A 16,368-nucleotide genomic window follows, 5' to 3' on the forward strand; every position below is an offset into this window, starting at 1 on the left:
GGGGTTGGAGCCGGGAGGGGTTGGAGCCGGGAGGGGTGGCCCGATCCTGAGGAATCATGGCCATCCGGCCACTCGAAGGCGGCGGTGCGCTGCCCGAGGCTGAGGGGGTGACCCAGACACCTCAGCCTTCCGCCCCGCCGGAGCCGACTCCGGTGATGTCCGCGGCGCCGCCCGAGAGGCGCCGCGGCCCGCGCCGCCGCCCGCACCGCGCGTGGTCCGTCGCCGCGGTCACCTTCCTCACCCTCATCGGTGCCGCCGGCTTCGCCTCGTTGCCGGGCCTGCTCATCGAGCCGCTGCACGAGGAGTTCAGCTGGTCGCGCGGCACCATCGGGTTCGCGGTCTCCGTCAACCTCGCGCTGTACGGGCTCACCGCCCCGTTCGCCGCCGCACTCATGGACCGGTTCGGCATCCGCCGGGTCGTCGCCGCGGCGCTCGCCGTGATCGCGGCCGGCGCCGGGCTCACCGTGGTGATGACCGCCTCCTGGCAGCTGATCCTCTACTGGGGCGTCCTCGTCGGCCTGGGCAGCGGCTCCATGGCGCTGGCCTTCGCCGCCACCGTCACCGGGCGCTGGTTCGTCCAGCGGCGCGGCCTGGTCACCGGCATCCTCACCGCCGCGGGCGCGTCCGGCCAGCTGGTCTTCCTCCCGCTGCTCTCCTGGATCATCGAGGGCCACGGCTGGCGCCCCGCGGCCGTCACGGTGGCGCTGACCGCCGTGGCCGTCGTGCCGCTGGTGTGGCTGCTGCTGCGCGACCACCCCGCGGACGTGGGCGTGGCACCGTACGGCGCGACGGAGTTCGTACCGCGCCCCGCTCCGCAACGAGGCGCCGCCCGGCGTGCGCTGCGTGCGCTCGCCAACGCCGCGCGCACCGGCCCCTTCTGGCTCCTCGCCGGTACCTTCGCGATCTGCGGCGCCACCACGAACGGCCTGGTCAAGACGCACTTCGTGCCCGCGGCCCACGATCACGGCATGCCGATGACGCTCGCCGCCTCGCTGCTCGCGGTCATCGGGATCTTCGACATCCTCGGGACGGTCGCCTCCGGCTGGTTCACCGACCGCTTCGACAGCCGCCGGCTGCTCGCCGCGTACTACGGGCTGCGCGGCGTCTCCCTGATGTTCCTGCCGATGCTGCTCTCGGACACCGTCCACCCGCCGATGCTCTTCTTCATCGTCTTCTACGGCCTGGACTGGGTCGCGACCGTGCCGCCCACGATTGCGCTGTGCCGCGAGCACTACGGGGACGACGCCGCGATCGTCTTCGGATGGGTGCTGGCCGCCCACCAAGTGGGCGCCGCCCTCATCGCCTTCATCGGCGGCCTGGCCCGGGACGCGCTCGGCACGTACGACCCGGTCTGGTACGCCTCCGGGGCCCTGTGCGCCCTGGCGGTCCTGATGGCACTGGTGATCCGGCGCCGGACGGAGCCGCAGGTCAGCCCCTGACCTCCCGGAACTCCCCGAACGATCCCCGGTGGAACAGCAACGGCCCCGCGGCCGCCGCCGCTTCGTCCGTGCCGAGCGCGTCCACCCGGCCCACGACGACGAGGTGGTCGCCACCCGTGTGGACGGCCTGGACGGTGCAGTCGATCCAGGCCGGCACGTCCGCCAGCCGCGGGGAGCCGCTCACCGGCGACGGCGTGTGCCGTACCCCGGCGAACTTGTCGGCGCCGCTGACCGCGAAGCCGCGGCACAGCGCGCCCTGGCCCGCGCCCAGGATGTTCACGCAGAAGACCCCGGCCCGGGCGATCCGCGGCCAGGTCGTGGACGTGCGCGCCACCATGAAGGCCACCAGCGGCGGGTCCAGGGAGAGCGAGGCGAACGACTGGCAGGCGAAGCCGGCGGGCGCGGGGCCGGCCGCGTCGCCGGGTGCGGGCTCGGCTGCGTCACCGGGTGCGGGCTGGGCCGTGCCACCGGGTGCGTGCTCGGCGGCGTCGCCCGGCGCCGTGATGATCGTGACGCCGCTCGCGAAGTGCCCGAGCACGCGCCGGAATTCGTTCCGGTCGACCGGGGCCCGCTCGTCCTCGCGTACGGCCCGCAGAGGCGCCCTGGAGGCCGCTCCCGGGGGATCGGGCGCGCCGGGTCCGGGCGTCGCCGGGGCCGAGGCCGCGGTACCGGCCGCACGCAGATAGCGCACCGCTGTGGCCGCCATGCCGGCATGTCCCATCATGCTGCGCTCCCTTCCACGCTCCCATTGAATCTGATGGACCGTCAGATAGGAAGTGAGGGGCGCGCGGGGTCAGGTGGGCTGCGCGGGCGGCGCCCGGTGGCGGATCACCGGCGGATCGAATAATTGTCGGTATTCGGTCGGTTGGCGGCGGATCATGCCGGGTATCTCCCTCACGGCCGCACCCGTATCGGATCCGGGGAGAGTTCCGCCGCATGACCGATGCGATGGCGTCGTCGTCCCTTCCGTCGCCGTCCTTCGACGACGTCTTCTGCGGGCTGCTGCCGCGGCTCTACCGAAGGGCGGTGCTGCTCGCGGGGTCCCGGCAGGCGGCGGAGGACATCGTGCACGAGGCGTACTTGAAGCTCGCCGGGCGCCCGTACCGCTTTCTGGAACACCCGGAGCCGTACGCCCGCGCCTTCACGGCCCTGCTGAGCGTCGCCCGGGAGGCGCACCGCAGGGAGCGGCGGCAGGCACTGATCGGCGAGGGCGGCCCGGAGGACGGGCCCGGCAGCGGCGCACTCATGCGGGAGCTGCCCGGCACCGGCTGGGACGGCGCGCGGGAGCGCCGGCAGGCCGAGCTGGAAGCGGTGCGGATGCTGAGCCGGCTCTCGCACCGGCAGGCCGGCCTGGTCATCCTCGTCGACCTGGACGGATACACCATCGGCAAGGCCGCCAGGATCATGAAGGTGCAGCGGTGCACGGCGGCCCGGCACCGGGCGCGCGCCCTGGACCGGCTGCGCGGCTACCTCGCCGCTTCGCCGTACGACCTCACGGGGAGGTGAGCACACCGTGGAGCGGGACGACTTCGGGAACACGCACGTGGCCCCTGGGAACGGCCGGGGGGACGACTCCGAGGGCGGTCAGTGGCGCCCCGAAGGCGGGCAGGGGCGTCTCCGTAATGACCACGGGAACCCCCGGAACGGTTACCGGAACGGCCTGGGACGCCGTGCTGCTGAAACGATATTGCGGGAGCGCCTCCGGGCGGCCGACGAGGAAATCCAGCCACCGCCAGGGCTGTGGACCCGCATAGCCGAGTCCGCTCCCGCGCCCGGCGCGCCCCGCAGCCCCCTGTCGTTCCTGCGCCGGCGGCCGCAGCTGATGACGGTGCTGTTCGCCGTGGCCGCGCTCGCCCTGGGGCTTGTCGTGTGGCGGCTCGTAGGGACGGGCAACGAGCGCCCCGCGCCGCCCGGGCCCGGCACCGGGCTGGAGGTCACGGTGTACAACAGTGAGCCGGCGTGCGAGAAGGCGCGCACAGTACGGTGCGCGCTTCGCCTGGCCCGGGACCCGCACCAGGCGTACGCCGCCCCCGGGAACGCCGCGGGCCGCGTCTGGAACGGCGACCGGCTGGCCACGGAGTGCGTCCTCACCGATGGGCGCCTCGTACGGGACAAGGCGGGCGCGATCTCCAACCGTTGGTACCGGGTGACCTCCGCGGAAGGTGCCGAGGGCTGGCTGCCGGGCGTCCACACCCGCGACGTCCAGCAGGTACCGCTCTGCCCCAGCGGCGAGTCCTAGGCGCCTGCCTCAGTGGCGAGTTCCGGCGGAACGCGGCCCCTCGTGGTCAGCGCCCGCGGTACTCCGGTGTACGGCGTGCCACGAAGGCCGCCACCCCCTCCTGCGCGTCCGCCGTCGTCATGTTGATCTCCTGAGCGGCCGCCTCGGCGGCGAAGGCCGTGCCGCGGTCGACGTCCAACGAGTCGTTGACCAGCTGCTTGGTGAGGGCCAGCGCGCGCGTCGGGCCGGCCGCCAGCCGGTCCGCCCAGGCAGCCGCGGTCTTCGCCAGTTCGCCGTCCGGTACCACCCTGTTGACCAGCCCGAGCCGCTCGGCCTCGGCGGCCGGCAGCGCGTCGCCGAAGAACATCAGCTCCTTCGCGCGCTGCGGGCCGGTCAGCCGGGGCAGCAGATACGCGCCGCCGCCGTCGGGCACCAGGCCGCGGCGCACGAACACCTCGATGAACGCGGCAGATTCGGCGGCCAGGACCAGGTCGCAGGCGAGGGCGAGGTGCGCGCCGAGGCCCGCGGCGGTGCCGTTGACCGCCGCGATCACCGGTTTCTCGCAGTCCATGACCGCGGCGATCAGCCGCTGGGCGCCCTGCCGGATCATCCGTGCGACATCGCCGGTGGTCCGCTCGCTGCCGCTGCCGCTGCCGCTGCCGCTGCCGCTGCCGCCGGCGCCGGGCCGGGGCCGCAGGTCCGCGCCCGCGCAGAACCCGCGGCCGGTCGCGGTGATCACCACGGCGCGGACGGCCGGGTCGGCGGAGACTTCGGCGAGCCGCGAAATGATGCGTTCGCGCTGGTCAGGGGTGAGGGCGTGCCTCGCCTGCGGGCGGTTGAGAGTGATCCACGCCACGCCGTTGTCAGTGGTGTGGAGTATCAAGGATTCGGAGGTCCCGCCGGGACCGACGGGGGAGGTCGTCATGGTCAAGCTGCTCCAGCTTCTGGCGTCGGCGTGGACACGGCTGCCGGTGCGGCCGGGGTGCGGGCGCCGGCGTTCAATGGCAGACGGCGAGCGCGTCGAGCGCCACGGCGCCCTGGCCCTTCGGAAGGACGACCAGCGGGTTGATGTCCAGCTCAGCCAGCTGATCGCCCAGCTCCAGCGCCATCCGCTGGACCCGCAGCATGACCTCGACCAGCGCGTCGGTGTCGGCCGGCGGCGCCCCCCTGACACCCTCCAGCAGCGCCCCGCCCCGCAGCCGGCCGAGCGCCGCGCGCGCCTGGTCCTCGCCGAAGGGCGGTACGGCCACCGCGGTGTCCCGCAGTACTTCGACGAGGACACCACCCAGTCCCACAGTCACGGTCGGCCCGAAGAGCGGATCGGGCGTGACGCCGACGACCATCTCCACACCCGGCTCGACCAGCTGGCACACCAGCACCCCGTCCAGCGCGACGTCTTCGTGGCGCGCGATGTCCGTCAGCTCGCGGTAGGCGTCCCGGACCTGACTGGCCGAGGTCAGGCCGATCCTGACCAGGCCCAGTTCGCTCTTGTGGGCCAGCCGCGGCCCGGACGCCTTCATGACGAGGGGGTAGCCGACCTGCGCGGCCGCCCGGACGGCCCCCGCCGCGCTGGTCACGAGCTGCTCGCGGGGCACGCGGATGCCGTAGGCGCGCAGCAGTTGCTTACCGGCGTGCTCGCTGAGCTGTTCGCCCGGGCGCAGCAGCGCCTGGGCCTTGCGCGCGGACGGCGAGGGTGTGCGCGGCGCCTCGTCGAAGGGGGAGCGGTAGGACGCCGTGAAGCGGTGGTGTTCGAGATGGGCGCGGACGGCCGTGATGCAGTTGGCGAACGTACGGAAGGTGGCCACCCGCGAGGAGCCGAGCAGGGTCCGCCGGTAGGCGTCCTCGGTGCCGACCGGCGAGCCCCACACCACGCACACCAGCTTGTCCGTCTGCTCCGCCGCGTCCACGAGGTCCTGCGCGAGCTTGTCGCTCATCGGCGGGAAGGGACCGGTGATCGGGCAGATCAGAACGCCCACGGACGGGTCGGCGAGGATCGCGTCGATGATCTTCCGGCCGCGCCAGTCGCCCACGGGGTGCCCGCCGTTGTCGATCGGGTTGGCGACATTGAGGTAGTCCGGTATCCACTGGTGCAGCTCCCGCTGCCGCTCCTCGCCGAGCGTCGGCAGCCGCAGGCCGGCCGCCGTCGCCAGGTCGGCGAAGTGCGCGCCGGTGCCGCCCGATATCGAATAGACGGCGACGCCCTCGGCGGCCGGCGGGCGGGCCCTGGCCAGCAGCGCAGCGGTATCCTGCAGCTCGTCCAGGCCGTCGACGCGGACCACGCCGAACTGCCGCATTGCCGCGTCCACCACCTCGTCGGCGCCGGTGAGCTTGCCGGTGTGCGAGGCGGCGGTGCGGGCGCCGGCCTCGGTGCGGCCGACCTTGACCGCGACGACCGGGACCTTGTTGCGGGCCGCGCGGTCGGCGGCGAGCAGGAAGCTGCGGCCGTCCTTGAGCCCTTCCACATACGCGGCGATGGCGCCGACCTCGGGGCGGGAGGCGAAGTAGGAGAGGAAGTCCGCGGTCTCCAGATCGGCCTCGTTGCCGGTGGGGGCCCAGTGCGAGAGGCGGATGCCCAGCTCCTGGAGGGCGAAGACGGGGCGGCCCTGGTGGCCTGACTGCGTGATCAGCGCGATCGCCGGCCCGTCCAGGTCCTCGCGGAACGTCTCGAACGCGTTGAGGTTGGTGTTCGGGCCGAGCAACCGGATGCCGGAGCGGGCGACGGCCGCGGCCAGCCGCTCCTGCGCGGCCGCGCCGTCGGCGCCGGTCTCCGCGAAGCCGGCGGCGAAGGCGACCGCGAACTTCACCTTGGCGTATGCGAGTTCCTCGATGACCGGCAGTGGATCGGCGACCAGCAGTACGGCGAGATCGACCTGTTCCGGCAGGTCGGAGACGGAGGTGTGACAGGGGAGCCCGAAGACGGCGGTGCGGCCCGGGTTGACCGGGTGCAGCCGGGCGCCGACCCGCTCGGCCCAGTCGATCAGCCGGCGGGTGATGCCGGTGTGGGGACGGCCCTCGCTGTCCGAGGCGCCGATGACGGCGACGGAGCGGGGGCGGAAGAAGCGGTCCAGGTCCGGCACGGCCGCGGACAGCGGTCGCCCGCTCACGTCCAGGTCGCCGGTGCCGTGCCGGCCGCCGCCTGCGCCGGGGCCGTGTTCCGGGCCGGCCGTCCCGTGCACGGCCTGCGGTGTCGGCCCTCCGCAGGCCACGACCCGGGCGGGCCGCGAGTGAGTGGTGAGGGTGCCATGAGTGGATCCCAGCATCGCTGCGCCGCTCCCGTCTGACCACCGGTGCGTACCTGGCAGGCAGGTACCTGACAGGTAGTCAGGTTACAGAACTGACGCCCAGTCAGGAATGGTGCGTGCGGCGGCGGATCGGGCGTGCGCCTCTGACGTCGGGTGCACGTCGGGGAGCGCGACCGGGGTGCGCATCGGGGGTGTCGCTCCAGCCCCACCCCTTGCGCGCGGGCCGCGCCCTCCGCTGAACTGGCCCGGTAGCTGACGCAGCGTCAGAAACGGTCGAGCGGGAGGCGTGGGATGCAGACGATCTGGCTCGGTGGGCCCGAATGGCTCGCCGTACTCCGTATCGGCCTGGGGCTGTGGTGGCTGGAGAGCTGGCGGCACAAGGACAAGAAGGGCTGGTTCGAGCGTGGTACGGGCATCGCGTGGGCCTCCGGCGTGGCGGCCCAACACCGCTGGGCCGTGGTGCGCCGCGGCTTCGACGTGGTCGTACGGCCGCGCCCGAAGGCGATGGCGTACGTCGTCGTGTACGCGGAACTGGCGCTCGGCGCCGGACTCGTCCTCGGCTTCCTCACGCCGGTCGCGCTGGTCGCGGGCCTGGTGCTCAACCTGCTCTATCTCGTACTGATGATCCACGACTGGGCCGAGCAGGGGCAGAACGCGATGATGGCCCTGATCTCGCTCGTCGCGCTGGGCGCGATGGGCTGGCAGACCTGGTCGCTCGACGCCGCGATGGGACTGTTCCGATGACCACGACCCCGGTGAACTCACCCCGGTACGACCTGCCCGAGGCCGACGCCTTCACCCGCCCGTACTGGGACGCCGCGGCGGAGGGGCGGCTGCTGATCCGGCGCTGCCGGGCCACCGGCTGCGGTGCCGCGCACCACTACCCCCGGGAGTTCTGCCCGCGCTGCTGGAGCGAGGACGTGGTCTGGGAGGCGGCGAGCGGCCGCGCCACGCTGTACACCTGGTCCGTGGTGCACCGGAACGACCTGCCGCCGTTCGGCGGCCGCGTCCCGTACACCGCCGCCGTCGTGGACCTCGCCGAGGGGCCGCGGATGATGACCGAGGTCGTCGACTGCCCGGAGGCGGAGCTGCGGATCGGCATGGAGCTGCTGGTGTGCTTCCGTGCCGACGGCAAGGGCGGGCCGGCCGTCCCCGTATTCCGGCCGACGGACTGAGCCTTTAACCGGTGGCGTCGCGCGGCGTCAGGAGGCACTCTGGGCGGGTGCTGATCAGAGAAGCCACCACCGAGGACTGGGACGCCATCTGGCCGTTCTTCCGTGCGATCGTCGCTGCCGGGGAGACGTACACCTACCCGCGCGACCTCGACAAGGAGGCGGGCCGCGCGCTGTGGATGCTCAGCCCGCCGGGCCACACGGTCGTCGCGGTCGACGAGGACGGCACGGTCCTGGGTACGGCCAAGATGAACCCCAACCACATGGGCGGCGCCGCGCACATCGCCGGGGCCAGCTTCATGGTCGATCCGGCGCACGGCGGCAAGGGCGTCGGCCGTGCCCTGGGCGAGTACGCACTGCGCTGGGCCCGCTCCGAGGGCTACCGCGCGATGCAGTTCAACGCCGTCGTGGAGACCAACACCGGTGCCGTCGCCCTCTGGCAGTCGCTCGGCTTCGAGATCATGACGACCCTTCCGGAGGCGTTCCTGCATCCGGAGAAGGGCTATGTCGGGCTGCACATCATGTACCAGCGGTTCTGAGCCACGGCTCCGACCGCACGGGCACGGGCTACGGCCACAGCAGTTCCCGCTGCCAGCCGTCACCCGTCCGATCACCCGCCGGCTCGCCCGACCGCCGGTAGCGCAGCCGTGCGTGCCGGCGGCGGGCGTCGCCCTGGAAGAACTCCACCTCCTCGGCGTGCAGCACGTACGCCGTCCAGCTCTCCACCTCCGCCTCCGGCTCGCGCTGCGCCCGCTCCCAGGACGCGTCCGCCGCCCGCTCCAGCTCCGCGTAGGAGTCCAGCACCTCGCTCTGATGCCCCACGAGCGCGGCGGCCAGCGCGCCCGGTGAACGGCGGTGCAGGTCGGCCGCGCTCTCCTCGGGCGTGCCCGGCGTGACCGGACCGCAGACTCGGACCTGGCGCCCGACCAGCGGCCAGTAGAAGCACAGCGCGGCACGCGGGTTGGCGGCCAGTTCGCGGCCCTTGCGGCTGCCGTGGTGGGAGGCGAAGTGCCAGCCGTTCTCGTCGGCGTCGTGCAGCATCACGATGCGTACGGACGGGGCGCCCGCCGCGTCCGCGGTCGCCAGCGCCATCGTGTGCGGCTCCGGTACGCCCGCGGCGGCCGCCTCGCCCAGCCACTGCCGGAACAGCGGCAGCGGCGCCTCGGGGACGGCGTACGGATCGAACGCGGGCAGTTCGCCCGTCCAGACCCGCAGGCTGCGCAGCAGGTCGCGGAAGGCGTGGGCTTCGGGGGAGTCGTCCGTCGTGGTCATGCCGGGCAGCGTACGTCCGCCGGGCCGCCCGCGTCCCTCGTGCCCCCGTCGGCAAATCGGTTGCGGTGGTCGGCGCCGGCGACGGACGCTGGTGCCATGTCTGCGATCTCGGCCGGGACGGCCGTCGCCGTGCCCGCGCCTGCCCGGCGAGGGGCCGTCCGGCTGGCCGACGGGCGGCGGCTGGCCTGGGGCGAGTGGGGTCCCGAGGACGGGACACCGGTACTGCTCTGCCCCGGCGCGGCCACGTCCCGGCGGCTCGGTTTCGGGGCGGCGGCGGTCGAGGAGCTCGGCGTACGGCTGATCTCCGTGGACCGCCCCGGGCTGGGTGCCTCCGACCCGTCGCCCGGCCGTACGCTCACGGGCTGGGCCGAGGACGTACGGGAGTTCGCCGCGCTGCGCGGACTCTCGGGGCTGCGCGGCGTCGGCTTCTCCCAGGGCGCGCCGTTCGCGCTGGCCTGCGCCGCCGCCGGGCTGTTCACCCGGCTCGCGGTGGTCTCCGGTACGGACGAGCTGGCCGCGCCCGCGTTCGACGCGCTGCTGCCGGACGAAGTGCGGTACCTCACCGAGCGGGCCGCGGCCGATCCGGTGGCCGCCGAGCGCTCGTTCGCCGGTTTCGGGAGCCCGGAGGTGCTGTACGAACTGGTCGCCGAGGGCAGCGGCGCGCGCGACCGCGCCCTTCTGGAGCAGCCCGCGTTCGCCGCTGCCTTCCGGGAGGCGATGGCCGAGGGCTTCGCGCCGGGCCCGGCCGGCTATGCGCGCGACACACTGCTGGCCATGAGCCACTGGCCGTTCGATCCCGGGGTGATCCGGGTGCCGGTCGACCTCTGGTACGGCGCGCTGGACACCGCGCCCACGCACTCGCCGGACCACGGCGCCCGGCTCGCCACCCGTATACGCAGCGCGTGTCGCCACCTCGTGGCGGACGCGGGCGGCATGCTCCTGTGGACACATGCCGATCCCGTCCTACGGGCGCTGCTCGACGACACCGCGGAGTGACGCCACTGAGTGACGCCGTGCAGTGACGCCGCGAACCGCTAGCGGATGTCGTGCGGCGTGCGCCGGTAGGTGGAGCGCCGGTCGTCGATGTCGGCCCAGCGGTCGCCGTACACGGTCTCGGTGACCGCCGGCTCGCGCAGGAACTGGTGCGGGAAGCCGAGCGGTACCGCACTCACCTCGTCCAGCCGGGCCACCGCGTCGGCGTCCAGTACCACGTCGACCGCGGCGAGGTTGTCCAGGAGCTGGCTCTCCTTCGTGGCGCCGACGATCGGGACGATGTTGCCCGGCTGCTGCCGCAGCCAGGCCAGCGCCACCTGGGCCGGGCTCCAGCCGCCCTGTTCGGCGATCTCCAGTACGGCGCTGAGCACCGCCTCGTCGTGCTGGTCCTCGCCGTTCTCCCCGCCGTGGGCGTGCAGTCGGCCGGATTCGCCGCGGCGGTACTTGCCGGTGAGCTTGCCGGCGGCCAGCGGTGCCCATGCGAGCACGGCAAGGTCGAATGCGCGGGCTTGCGGAAGCAGTTCGCGCTCCGGCGTGCGCTCCAACAGGTTGTACCGCAGCTGCGATCCGGCGAACGCGGTCCAGCCGCGCAGCTCGGCAAGGGTGTTCGCCTGGGCGATCTCCCAGGCCGGCCAGTCGGACACCCCGACGTAGAGCACCTTGCCGGTCCGCACGATGTCGTCCAGGGCCCGCATGACCTCCTCGACCGGGGTGAGGTTGTCGCGCGCGTGCACCCAGAGGATGTCCAGGTGGTCGGTGCGCAGCCGCTCCAGGCTCGCCTCCACCGACTGCACGAGGTTCTTGCGGTGGCTGCCGCCCGCGTTCACGTCCCCCTTGCGGGTGGCGCAGGTGTACTTGCTGGCCAGTACGTACTGGTCCCGGCGGCCGGCGAGCAGTTCGCCGACGATCCGCTCCGAGCTGCCGTCCGTGTAGATGTTCGCGGTGTCGATGAAGTTGCCGCCCGCGTCGGCGTACATGTCGAAGATCCGCCGGCTGGTGTCCTCGGCGGCGCCCCACCCCCGGTCGCCGCCGAACGTCATGGTGCCGAGGCTCAGCTCGCTCACCCGGAGACCGGTCCTGCCGAACAGTGTGTACCGCATGGCTCCCCTTGGTCGGTTCGTGAGCCCGACGCTATGAGCTGGAGCGCACTCCAACGCAACCTGCACGCGCCGTGCGGCCCGGCGCCCGCGCCCTCACTCCGCCCCCAGCACCACCGTTCCGGACGAGCAGAACCATCCACCGGTGCCCGAGGCGACCGCGAGCCGTGGCAGCCGGCCACCCGCCTTCTGCACCTGGCGGCCCTCGCCGGCCTCGCCGCGCAGCTGCCGCACGGCTTCGACCAGCAGGAACAGTCCGCGCATCCCGGGGTGGCAGGCGGCGAGGCCGCCGCCGTCGGTGTTCGTCGGCAGCGCGCCGTCCCGGAGCAGCCGTCCCTTCTCGACGAACGCGCCGCCCTCGCCCTTCGCGCAGAACCCGAGATCCTCCAGCGTCACCAGCGTCATGTAGGTGAACGCGTCGTAGATCTCGGCGAGGTCGATCTCGTCGGGGCGCACGCCTGCCCGCTCAAAGGCCAGTCGCCCGGAGACGGCGGCCGGTGAGACGGTGAAGTCGTCCCACTCCGACATCGTGGTGTGCGAGACGGCGCTGCCCGAGCCGAGCACCCAGACCGGTGGCCGGGCCAGGTCCGGTACGCGGTCCTCGGCGACCAGCAGGACCGCACAGCCGCCGTCGGAGCGGACGCAGCAGTGCAGTTTCGTGAACGGATCGGCGATCATCGGCCCGGCCAGCACGTCGTCGGTGGTGATCGGGTCCCGGTACATCGCGTCCGGATTGGCCGCCGCGTTGGCGCGCGCCTGGACGGCGACCTCGGCGAGCTGTTCCAGTGTCGTGCCGTACTGGTGCATGTGGCGGCGCGCGGCCATCGCGTACTTGGCGATCAGGGTGTGGCCGTAGGGCACTTCGAACTGCAGCGGACCGCGGCCCCCGAAGGAGAGGTCGGCGGTGCGGCGCCGCGCTTTGAGGTCGGCGCGCGCCGTCGAGCCGTACACCAGCAGGACCGCGTCGGCGTGGCCGGCAGCGATCGCGTCGGCGGCGTGCGCGGCCATGACTTCCCAGGTCGAGCCGCCGACGGAGGTCGAGTCCACCCAGCTGGGGCGGAGCCCCAGGTACTCCGCGACCTCGATCGGGGCGAGAGTGCCGAGCCCGGCGGAGGCGAAGCCGTCGATCACCGAGCGGTCCAGCCCGGAGTCGGCCAGCGCGCGGCGGGCGGCCTGGGCGTGCAGGGCGTAGGGGGTGGCGTCGTCGACGCGTCCGCAGTCGGCCAGCGCCACTCCGGCGACGGCGACCCTGCGTGTACGTGCGGGAGGAGTCGTACCGGTCCCGGTAGTCATGAAAACTGACGGTACATCAGATAACTGCGTACGGGCAGACCGTAATCCGCAGTGGGGAGCCGTCGTACGCGGACCGCAGCCCGCCCCGGATACGCCTCAGGCACCGCCCGGCTCTCTATGAGAGGCCGGGCGGTGCCCGAGGCGTATGCAGATATGGCAGGACGAAGGGCGGGCCGGCGGGGGACGCGTGCGCGGCAGAACGTGCGCGGTCCTGGCGACGCGTCGTGCCGGGGGCGGCGGTCGCTCGCCGCGCCCCGGCTACTACTTGGCGGTCTTCTTGCCCGTCACGCCGAGATGGACGAGCAGCGCGAGGTTCGGCTTGAGCTCGGCCTGCTTGACGCCCCAGCTGGTGAAGCCCTTCTGATGGCCGGCGACCGCGGCGAGCATGGCGACCAGCGAGCCGGCCATTGCCGCGGGACTGACCTCCTTGTCCACCTTGTTCTTGGTCTGGAGCTCCTTGATGGAGTCCGTAAGGGAGTTGGTGACGGCGTTCAGGATCTTCATGCGGATCTTGTAGAACCGCTTGTCGCCCTCCGCCGCGCCGAGGTCGACGACGCGCAGGATCGCGTCGTGCTTCCGCCAGAAGGAGAGGAAGCCGTCGACCAGCTCCTCGGCCGTCTGCCGGCCCGACTTGCCGACCCAGGAGCGCCCGGCGACCAGTTCGGTCAGGCTCGCGCCCTCCTTGGCCATCTCCTCGGCGATCTCGAGTACGGCGCCTTCGACGTCGGGGAAGTACTGGTAGAACGTCGCGGGGGAGGTGCCCGCCTTGCGTGCGACGTCGATGACCTTGACGTCCCGGTACGGGGACGAACTGAGCATCTCGCTGAGGCAGTCGAGGAGCTTCTGCCGGGTCGCCTGCCCGCGGCGGCCGGCGACTCTGCCGTCGACGGTTCGAACTTGTCCTGTCATGCCGTCAGCTTACCGAGGGGTGATCGGAGCGCGATTTGGCTGCCTGCAAATGGGGATGGGGCGAATCGGGCCGGGAATCGGCTTTCGCCGCACGGCTTCGGGGCCGCGGAACCGCCTCGGTGGCACTGGCCTGATCAAGTGAATCGTCTTATCAACAGCCTGTGGACAACTTCGGTGGACAACCGCCCGGGGGTATGTGCAGGGGGTGGATGTACGGGGTTATGTGCGGAAGCGTGCGCGGGGGTACGCGCCGGGCGCATAGCGGAAAGCCCGGTTACTTTGTCCGTATGACGGCTTTTGCGGAGGGTGCCCCCTGCTGGGCGGACGCGATGCTGCCGGATCTCGAGGCGGGCAAGCGCTTCTACGGAGAGCTGTTCGGCTGGACCTTCTCGGACAGCGCTCCCGAGTTCGGCGACTACACGACGGCTCTGCTCGACGGGCGCAAGGCCGCCGGACTGCTGCCCAAGAAGGACGGCCGGATGCCCACCGTCTGGGGCGTCTACTTCGCGACGGCCGACATCAACGAGACCGTCGCCAAGGTCCGGGAGGCGGGCGGCCAGGTGATCTCGGGCGGCACGCCGATCGGCGACCTGGGCGCGATGATGCTGGGCGTCGACCCGGGCGGCGCGGTCTTCGGCGCCTGGCAGGCCGGCCGGCATCAGGGCTTCGAGGTGCAGGCCGAGCCCGGCGCGTACGTATGGATGGGTCTCAGCACGCGCGAACCGGAGACGGTCGACGCCTTCTACGGGCAGGTCTTCGGCTTCGAAGGGGTGACCGAGGGGCCGATGACGAGCCCCACGTTCCTGCCGTGGCGGATCGCCGGGCAGGAGCGCGAGATCGGGTGCCGGATCGTGCTGGACGCGCGGGCACCGGCCGAGCTGCCGGCGCACTTCACCGTCTTCTTCCTGGCCGAGGAGATGGAAGCGGCCCTGCGGACGGCGGTCCGGCAGGGCGGCAAGGTCCTCAGCGAGCCCCAGGGGACGCCCGGCGGCCCCCTCGCCCTGGTGGTCGACAATCAGGGGGCGGCCTTCGGGCTGATGGCGCCGAAGTAGAGCAGCGGACCGTCTCTCGCTCCTCGCCCCTTGCGTCTCTCCCGTCCCACACGTGCAGGCGCCCCCTTGCACGTTGCGGTACATACGGCGTCACCTCGGCCCAAAACGGCCCTCCTCTTGCGAAGTAGGCGTACCGATCCGCCAATTAGTTCGTGGTCATGGCCCCCGAACGCCGTTCGGCACAGCAGAATTGGGACCAGGCAGCTCCCGCTGCCGGGCCGCGGGCGGCGCGGCCCGGCAACGGGTCCGTGGGCTCGGCGGCAGGCCGGTGAGTGCGCGGGACCGAACAGTACGTACGGGGATGGGAATGGCGACGACGGACCGCACACCGGGGCACGGACCGGCACCCGGGAGGCGCCGGCGGGCGCACCGGGCCGTGACGTCGGCCACCCGGTGGTCATCGGACATATGTGCGGTCGGCGCATGAACGGGACCCGACGCGCTCCCGTATGCGGTGGGTAACGGCAGGTAACGAGCTCTGCGCGTACCGCTCGGCGGGACACGGGACACGACGGGAAGCCCCCGGGTTCGCAACCGTCGGCTTCGCCAGGAAGAATCAGCATGCGTACGGCCGAATCGGCCAGGCGGTGAGACGCTGCTCGGGGCAGTGGCTCTCGGCGGCTCTTGGCTTTTGAGAGTCTCTTTGACGCCCCACGGGGAGGTGGCAGGCAAGTGGTGGAGCAGCTGACGCAGCACGATCCCCGGCGGATCGGCCCGTTCGAGGTGCTCGGCCGTCTCGGTGCCGGCGGTATGGGGCTGGTGTATCTCGCGCGTTCGGCCTCCGGCCGGCGGGTGGCGATCAAGACGGTCCGTACCGAGCTCGCCGAGGACCAGCTGTTCCGGGTCCGCTTCACGCGCGAGGTGGAGGCGGCGCGCGCGGTCAGCGGCTTCTACACCGCGGCGGTGGTCGACGCCGATCCGCGCGCGGCGGTGCCGTGGCTGGCGACGGCGTACGTCCCCGCTCCCTCCCTGGAAGAAATAGTCAATGAGTGCGGGCCGCTGCCGGCCCAGGCGGTGCGCTGGCTGGCGGCCGGCGTCGCCGAGGCCCTGCAGTCCATCCACGGCGCGGGCCTGGTGCACCGCGATCTCAAGCCGTCGAACGTCCTGGTCGTCGAGGACGGACCACGAGTGATCGACTTCGGCATCGCCAGCGGTGTGTCGAACACGCGTTTGACGATGACGAACGTCGCCGTCGGCACGCCGGCGTACATGTCGCCCGAGCAGGCGCGCGACTCGCGCAGCGTCACGGGGGCCAGCGACATCTTCTCGCTCGGCTCCACCCTGGTCTTCGCCGCCACCGGACACGCTCCCTTCCACGGCGCCAACCCGGTCGAGACGGTCTTCATGCTGCTGCGCGAGGGCCCGGACCTGGAGGGCCTGCCGGACGAGCTGCGGCCGCTGATCGAGGCCACGATGCAGATGGCGGCCGAGCACCGCCCCAGCCCCGCCGACCTGCAGTCCCAGCTGGCGCCGCACCTCTTCGGCTCCGGTACCGACGACAGCGGCACGGCCTCGGCCTGGCTGCCGGGGAACGCCGTGGGCCTGATCGAGAGCCGGCGCGGCGGCCGGGTGACGGCCGCCCGCCAGCCTGCCCAGCGTGCCGCGGCCTCTTCGGGCCGCGCCGCCCGGGGCGAGTACTCCGCACAGCCGGAGCGGCCGCCCGCTGCCCCGCCCGTACCGT

16 protein-coding genes are annotated in these 16,368 nt (G+C 72.7%); 9 read left to right on the forward strand and 7 right to left on the reverse strand.

The features are described from left to right. The first annotated feature begins 155 nt into the window (after positions 1–155). Positions 156–1,439, forward strand: coding sequence for an MFS transporter (locus CCS38_RS11620; protein ID WP_223733169.1), 1,284 nt, complete (start codon positions 156–158; stop codon positions 1,437–1,439). Here the strand turns inward: CCS38_RS11620 and CCS38_RS11625 are convergent. Next, positions 1,429–2,163: a flavin reductase family protein gene (locus tag CCS38_RS11625; protein WP_223733154.1), complete on the reverse strand. Its 735-nt coding sequence runs from the start codon at positions 2,161–2,163 to the stop codon at positions 1,429–1,431. The two genes, CCS38_RS11620 and CCS38_RS11625, sit on opposite strands and share 11 nt — an antisense overlap. 212 nt (positions 2,164–2,375) lie before the next feature. Between CCS38_RS11625 and CCS38_RS11630 the strand changes: the two genes are divergently transcribed. Together CCS38_RS11630 and CCS38_RS11635 are read left to right on the forward strand one after the other, a co-directional pair. Beyond that, positions 2,376–2,945 (forward strand): RNA polymerase sigma factor, encoded by a 570-nt coding sequence (locus tag CCS38_RS11630; protein ID WP_223733155.1) that lies wholly within the window; start codon positions 2,376–2,378, stop codon positions 2,943–2,945. A gap of 181 nt (positions 2,946–3,126) precedes the next feature. After that, complete coding sequence (locus tag CCS38_RS11635) at positions 3,127–3,678, forward strand: anti-sigma factor (RefSeq protein WP_223733156.1); 552 nt, start codon at positions 3,127–3,129, stop codon at positions 3,676–3,678. 46 nt (positions 3,679–3,724) lie between these two features. On the opposite strand, the gene CCS38_RS11640 is transcribed toward CCS38_RS11635, so the two are convergent. Both CCS38_RS11640 and CCS38_RS11645 read right to left on the reverse strand, forming a co-directional pair. Further along, positions 3,725–4,582: an enoyl-CoA hydratase/isomerase family protein gene (locus CCS38_RS11640; RefSeq protein WP_223733157.1), complete on the reverse strand. Its 858-nt coding sequence runs from the start codon at positions 4,580–4,582 to the stop codon at positions 3,725–3,727. A gap of 73 nt (positions 4,583–4,655) precedes the next feature. Then, complete coding sequence (locus CCS38_RS11645) at positions 4,656–6,917, reverse strand: acetate--CoA ligase family protein (protein ID WP_223733158.1); 2,262 nt, start codon at positions 6,915–6,917, stop codon at positions 4,656–4,658. Positions 6,918–7,190: 273 nt separating this feature from the next. Here CCS38_RS11645 and CCS38_RS11650 point away from each other — a divergent pair, with 273 nt between their 5' ends. From CCS38_RS11650 to CCS38_RS11660, 3 genes are read left to right on the forward strand one after another with little or no spacing between them, the layout of a single operon-like run. Next, positions 7,191–7,643, forward strand: coding sequence for a DoxX family protein (locus CCS38_RS11650; protein WP_223733159.1), 453 nt, complete (start codon positions 7,191–7,193; stop codon positions 7,641–7,643). Next, positions 7,640–8,074, forward strand: coding sequence for a Zn-ribbon domain-containing OB-fold protein (locus CCS38_RS11655; protein WP_223733160.1), 435 nt, complete (start codon positions 7,640–7,642; stop codon positions 8,072–8,074). The genes CCS38_RS11650 and CCS38_RS11655 overlap by 4 nt, the downstream gene beginning before the upstream one ends. A gap of 47 nt (positions 8,075–8,121) precedes the next feature. Further along, positions 8,122–8,610 carry a GNAT family N-acetyltransferase gene (locus CCS38_RS11660; RefSeq protein WP_223733161.1) on the forward strand — a complete coding sequence of 163 codons (489 nt, stop codon included), beginning with the start codon at positions 8,122–8,124 and terminating at the stop codon, positions 8,608–8,610. Between the two features lie 28 nt (positions 8,611–8,638). Here CCS38_RS11660 and CCS38_RS11665 read toward each other — a convergent pair whose 3' ends face one another. After that, positions 8,639–9,343 carry a pyridoxine/pyridoxamine 5'-phosphate oxidase gene (locus CCS38_RS11665; RefSeq protein ID WP_223733162.1) on the reverse strand — a complete coding sequence of 235 codons (705 nt, stop codon included), beginning with the start codon at positions 9,341–9,343 and terminating at the stop codon, positions 8,639–8,641. A gap of 96 nt (positions 9,344–9,439) precedes the next feature. On the opposite strand from CCS38_RS11665, the gene CCS38_RS11670 reads away from it, so the two are divergent. Next, complete coding sequence (locus CCS38_RS11670) at positions 9,440–10,339, forward strand: alpha/beta fold hydrolase (protein ID WP_223733163.1); 900 nt, start codon at positions 9,440–9,442, stop codon at positions 10,337–10,339. A 38-nt stretch (positions 10,340–10,377) separates the two neighbouring features. Here the strand turns inward: CCS38_RS11670 and CCS38_RS11675 are convergent, their stop codons facing one another. The 3 genes from CCS38_RS11675 to CCS38_RS11685 all read right to left on the reverse strand — a co-directional run bounded on the left by CCS38_RS11675 (position 10,378) and on the right by CCS38_RS11685 (position 13,635). Beyond that, positions 10,378–11,436 (reverse strand): aldo/keto reductase, encoded by a 1,059-nt coding sequence (locus tag CCS38_RS11675; protein ID WP_223733164.1) that lies wholly within the window; start codon positions 11,434–11,436, stop codon positions 10,378–10,380. Between the two features lie 93 nt (positions 11,437–11,529). After that, positions 11,530–12,726 (reverse strand): thiolase C-terminal domain-containing protein, encoded by a 1,197-nt coding sequence (locus CCS38_RS11680; protein WP_223733165.1) that lies wholly within the window; start codon positions 12,724–12,726, stop codon positions 11,530–11,532. Positions 12,727–12,987: 261 nt separating this feature from the next. Then, complete coding sequence (locus CCS38_RS11685; RefSeq protein WP_223733166.1) at positions 12,988–13,635, reverse strand: TetR family transcriptional regulator; 648 nt, start codon at positions 13,633–13,635, stop codon at positions 12,988–12,990. Between the two features lie 287 nt (positions 13,636–13,922). Between CCS38_RS11685 and CCS38_RS11690 the strand changes: the two genes are divergently transcribed. Both CCS38_RS11690 and CCS38_RS11695 read left to right on the forward strand, forming a co-directional pair. Then, positions 13,923–14,687 (forward strand): VOC family protein, encoded by a 765-nt coding sequence (locus tag CCS38_RS11690; RefSeq protein WP_223733167.1) that lies wholly within the window; start codon positions 13,923–13,925, stop codon positions 14,685–14,687. Positions 14,688–15,359: 672 nt separating this feature from the next. Next, a partial coding sequence (locus tag CCS38_RS11695) for a serine/threonine-protein kinase (RefSeq protein ID WP_223733168.1) occupies positions 15,360–16,368 on the forward strand: 1,009 nt, incomplete at its 3' end.

It is taken from the genome of Streptomyces purpurogeneiscleroticus, assembly GCF_020024005.1.
Lineage (GTDB): Bacteria > Actinomycetota > Actinomycetes > Streptomycetales > Streptomycetaceae > Streptomyces > Streptomyces purpurogeneiscleroticus.

What these genes read in the sequence shown, in the direction of transcription:
- CCS38_RS11620 (WP_223733169.1), top strand. Translation starts at nt 156, where the DNA reads ATGTCCGCGGCGCCGCCCGAGAGGCGCCGCGGCCCGCGCCGCCGCCCG.
- CCS38_RS11625 (WP_223733154.1), bottom strand. Translation starts at nt 2,163, where the DNA reads ATGATGGGACATGCCGGCATGGCGGCCACAGCGGTGCGCTATCTGCGT.
- CCS38_RS11630 (WP_223733155.1), top strand. Translation starts at nt 2,376, where the DNA reads ATGACCGATGCGATGGCGTCGTCGTCCCTTCCGTCGCCGTCCTTCGAC.
- CCS38_RS11640 (WP_223733157.1), bottom strand. Translation starts at nt 4,582, where the DNA reads ATGACGACCTCCCCCGTCGGTCCCGGCGGGACCTCCGAATCCTTGATA.
- CCS38_RS11645 (WP_223733158.1), bottom strand. Translation starts at nt 6,917, where the DNA reads ATGCTGGGATCCACTCATGGCACCCTCACCACTCACTCGCGGCCCGCC.
- CCS38_RS11650 (WP_223733159.1), top strand. Translation starts at nt 7,191, where the DNA reads ATGCAGACGATCTGGCTCGGTGGGCCCGAATGGCTCGCCGTACTCCGT.
- CCS38_RS11655 (WP_223733160.1), top strand. Translation starts at nt 7,640, where the DNA reads ATGACCACGACCCCGGTGAACTCACCCCGGTACGACCTGCCCGAGGCC.
- CCS38_RS11665 (WP_223733162.1), bottom strand. Translation starts at nt 9,343, where the DNA reads ATGACCACGACGGACGACTCCCCCGAAGCCCACGCCTTCCGCGACCTG.
- CCS38_RS11670 (WP_223733163.1), top strand. Translation starts at nt 9,440, where the DNA reads ATGTCTGCGATCTCGGCCGGGACGGCCGTCGCCGTGCCCGCGCCTGCC.
- CCS38_RS11675 (WP_223733164.1), bottom strand. Translation starts at nt 11,436, where the DNA reads ATGCGGTACACACTGTTCGGCAGGACCGGTCTCCGGGTGAGCGAGCTG.
- CCS38_RS11680 (WP_223733165.1), bottom strand. Translation starts at nt 12,726, where the DNA reads ATGACTACCGGGACCGGTACGACTCCTCCCGCACGTACACGCAGGGTC.
- CCS38_RS11685 (WP_223733166.1), bottom strand. Translation starts at nt 13,635, where the DNA reads ATGACAGGACAAGTTCGAACCGTCGACGGCAGAGTCGCCGGCCGCCGC.
- CCS38_RS11690 (WP_223733167.1), top strand. Translation starts at nt 13,923, where the DNA reads ATGACGGCTTTTGCGGAGGGTGCCCCCTGCTGGGCGGACGCGATGCTG.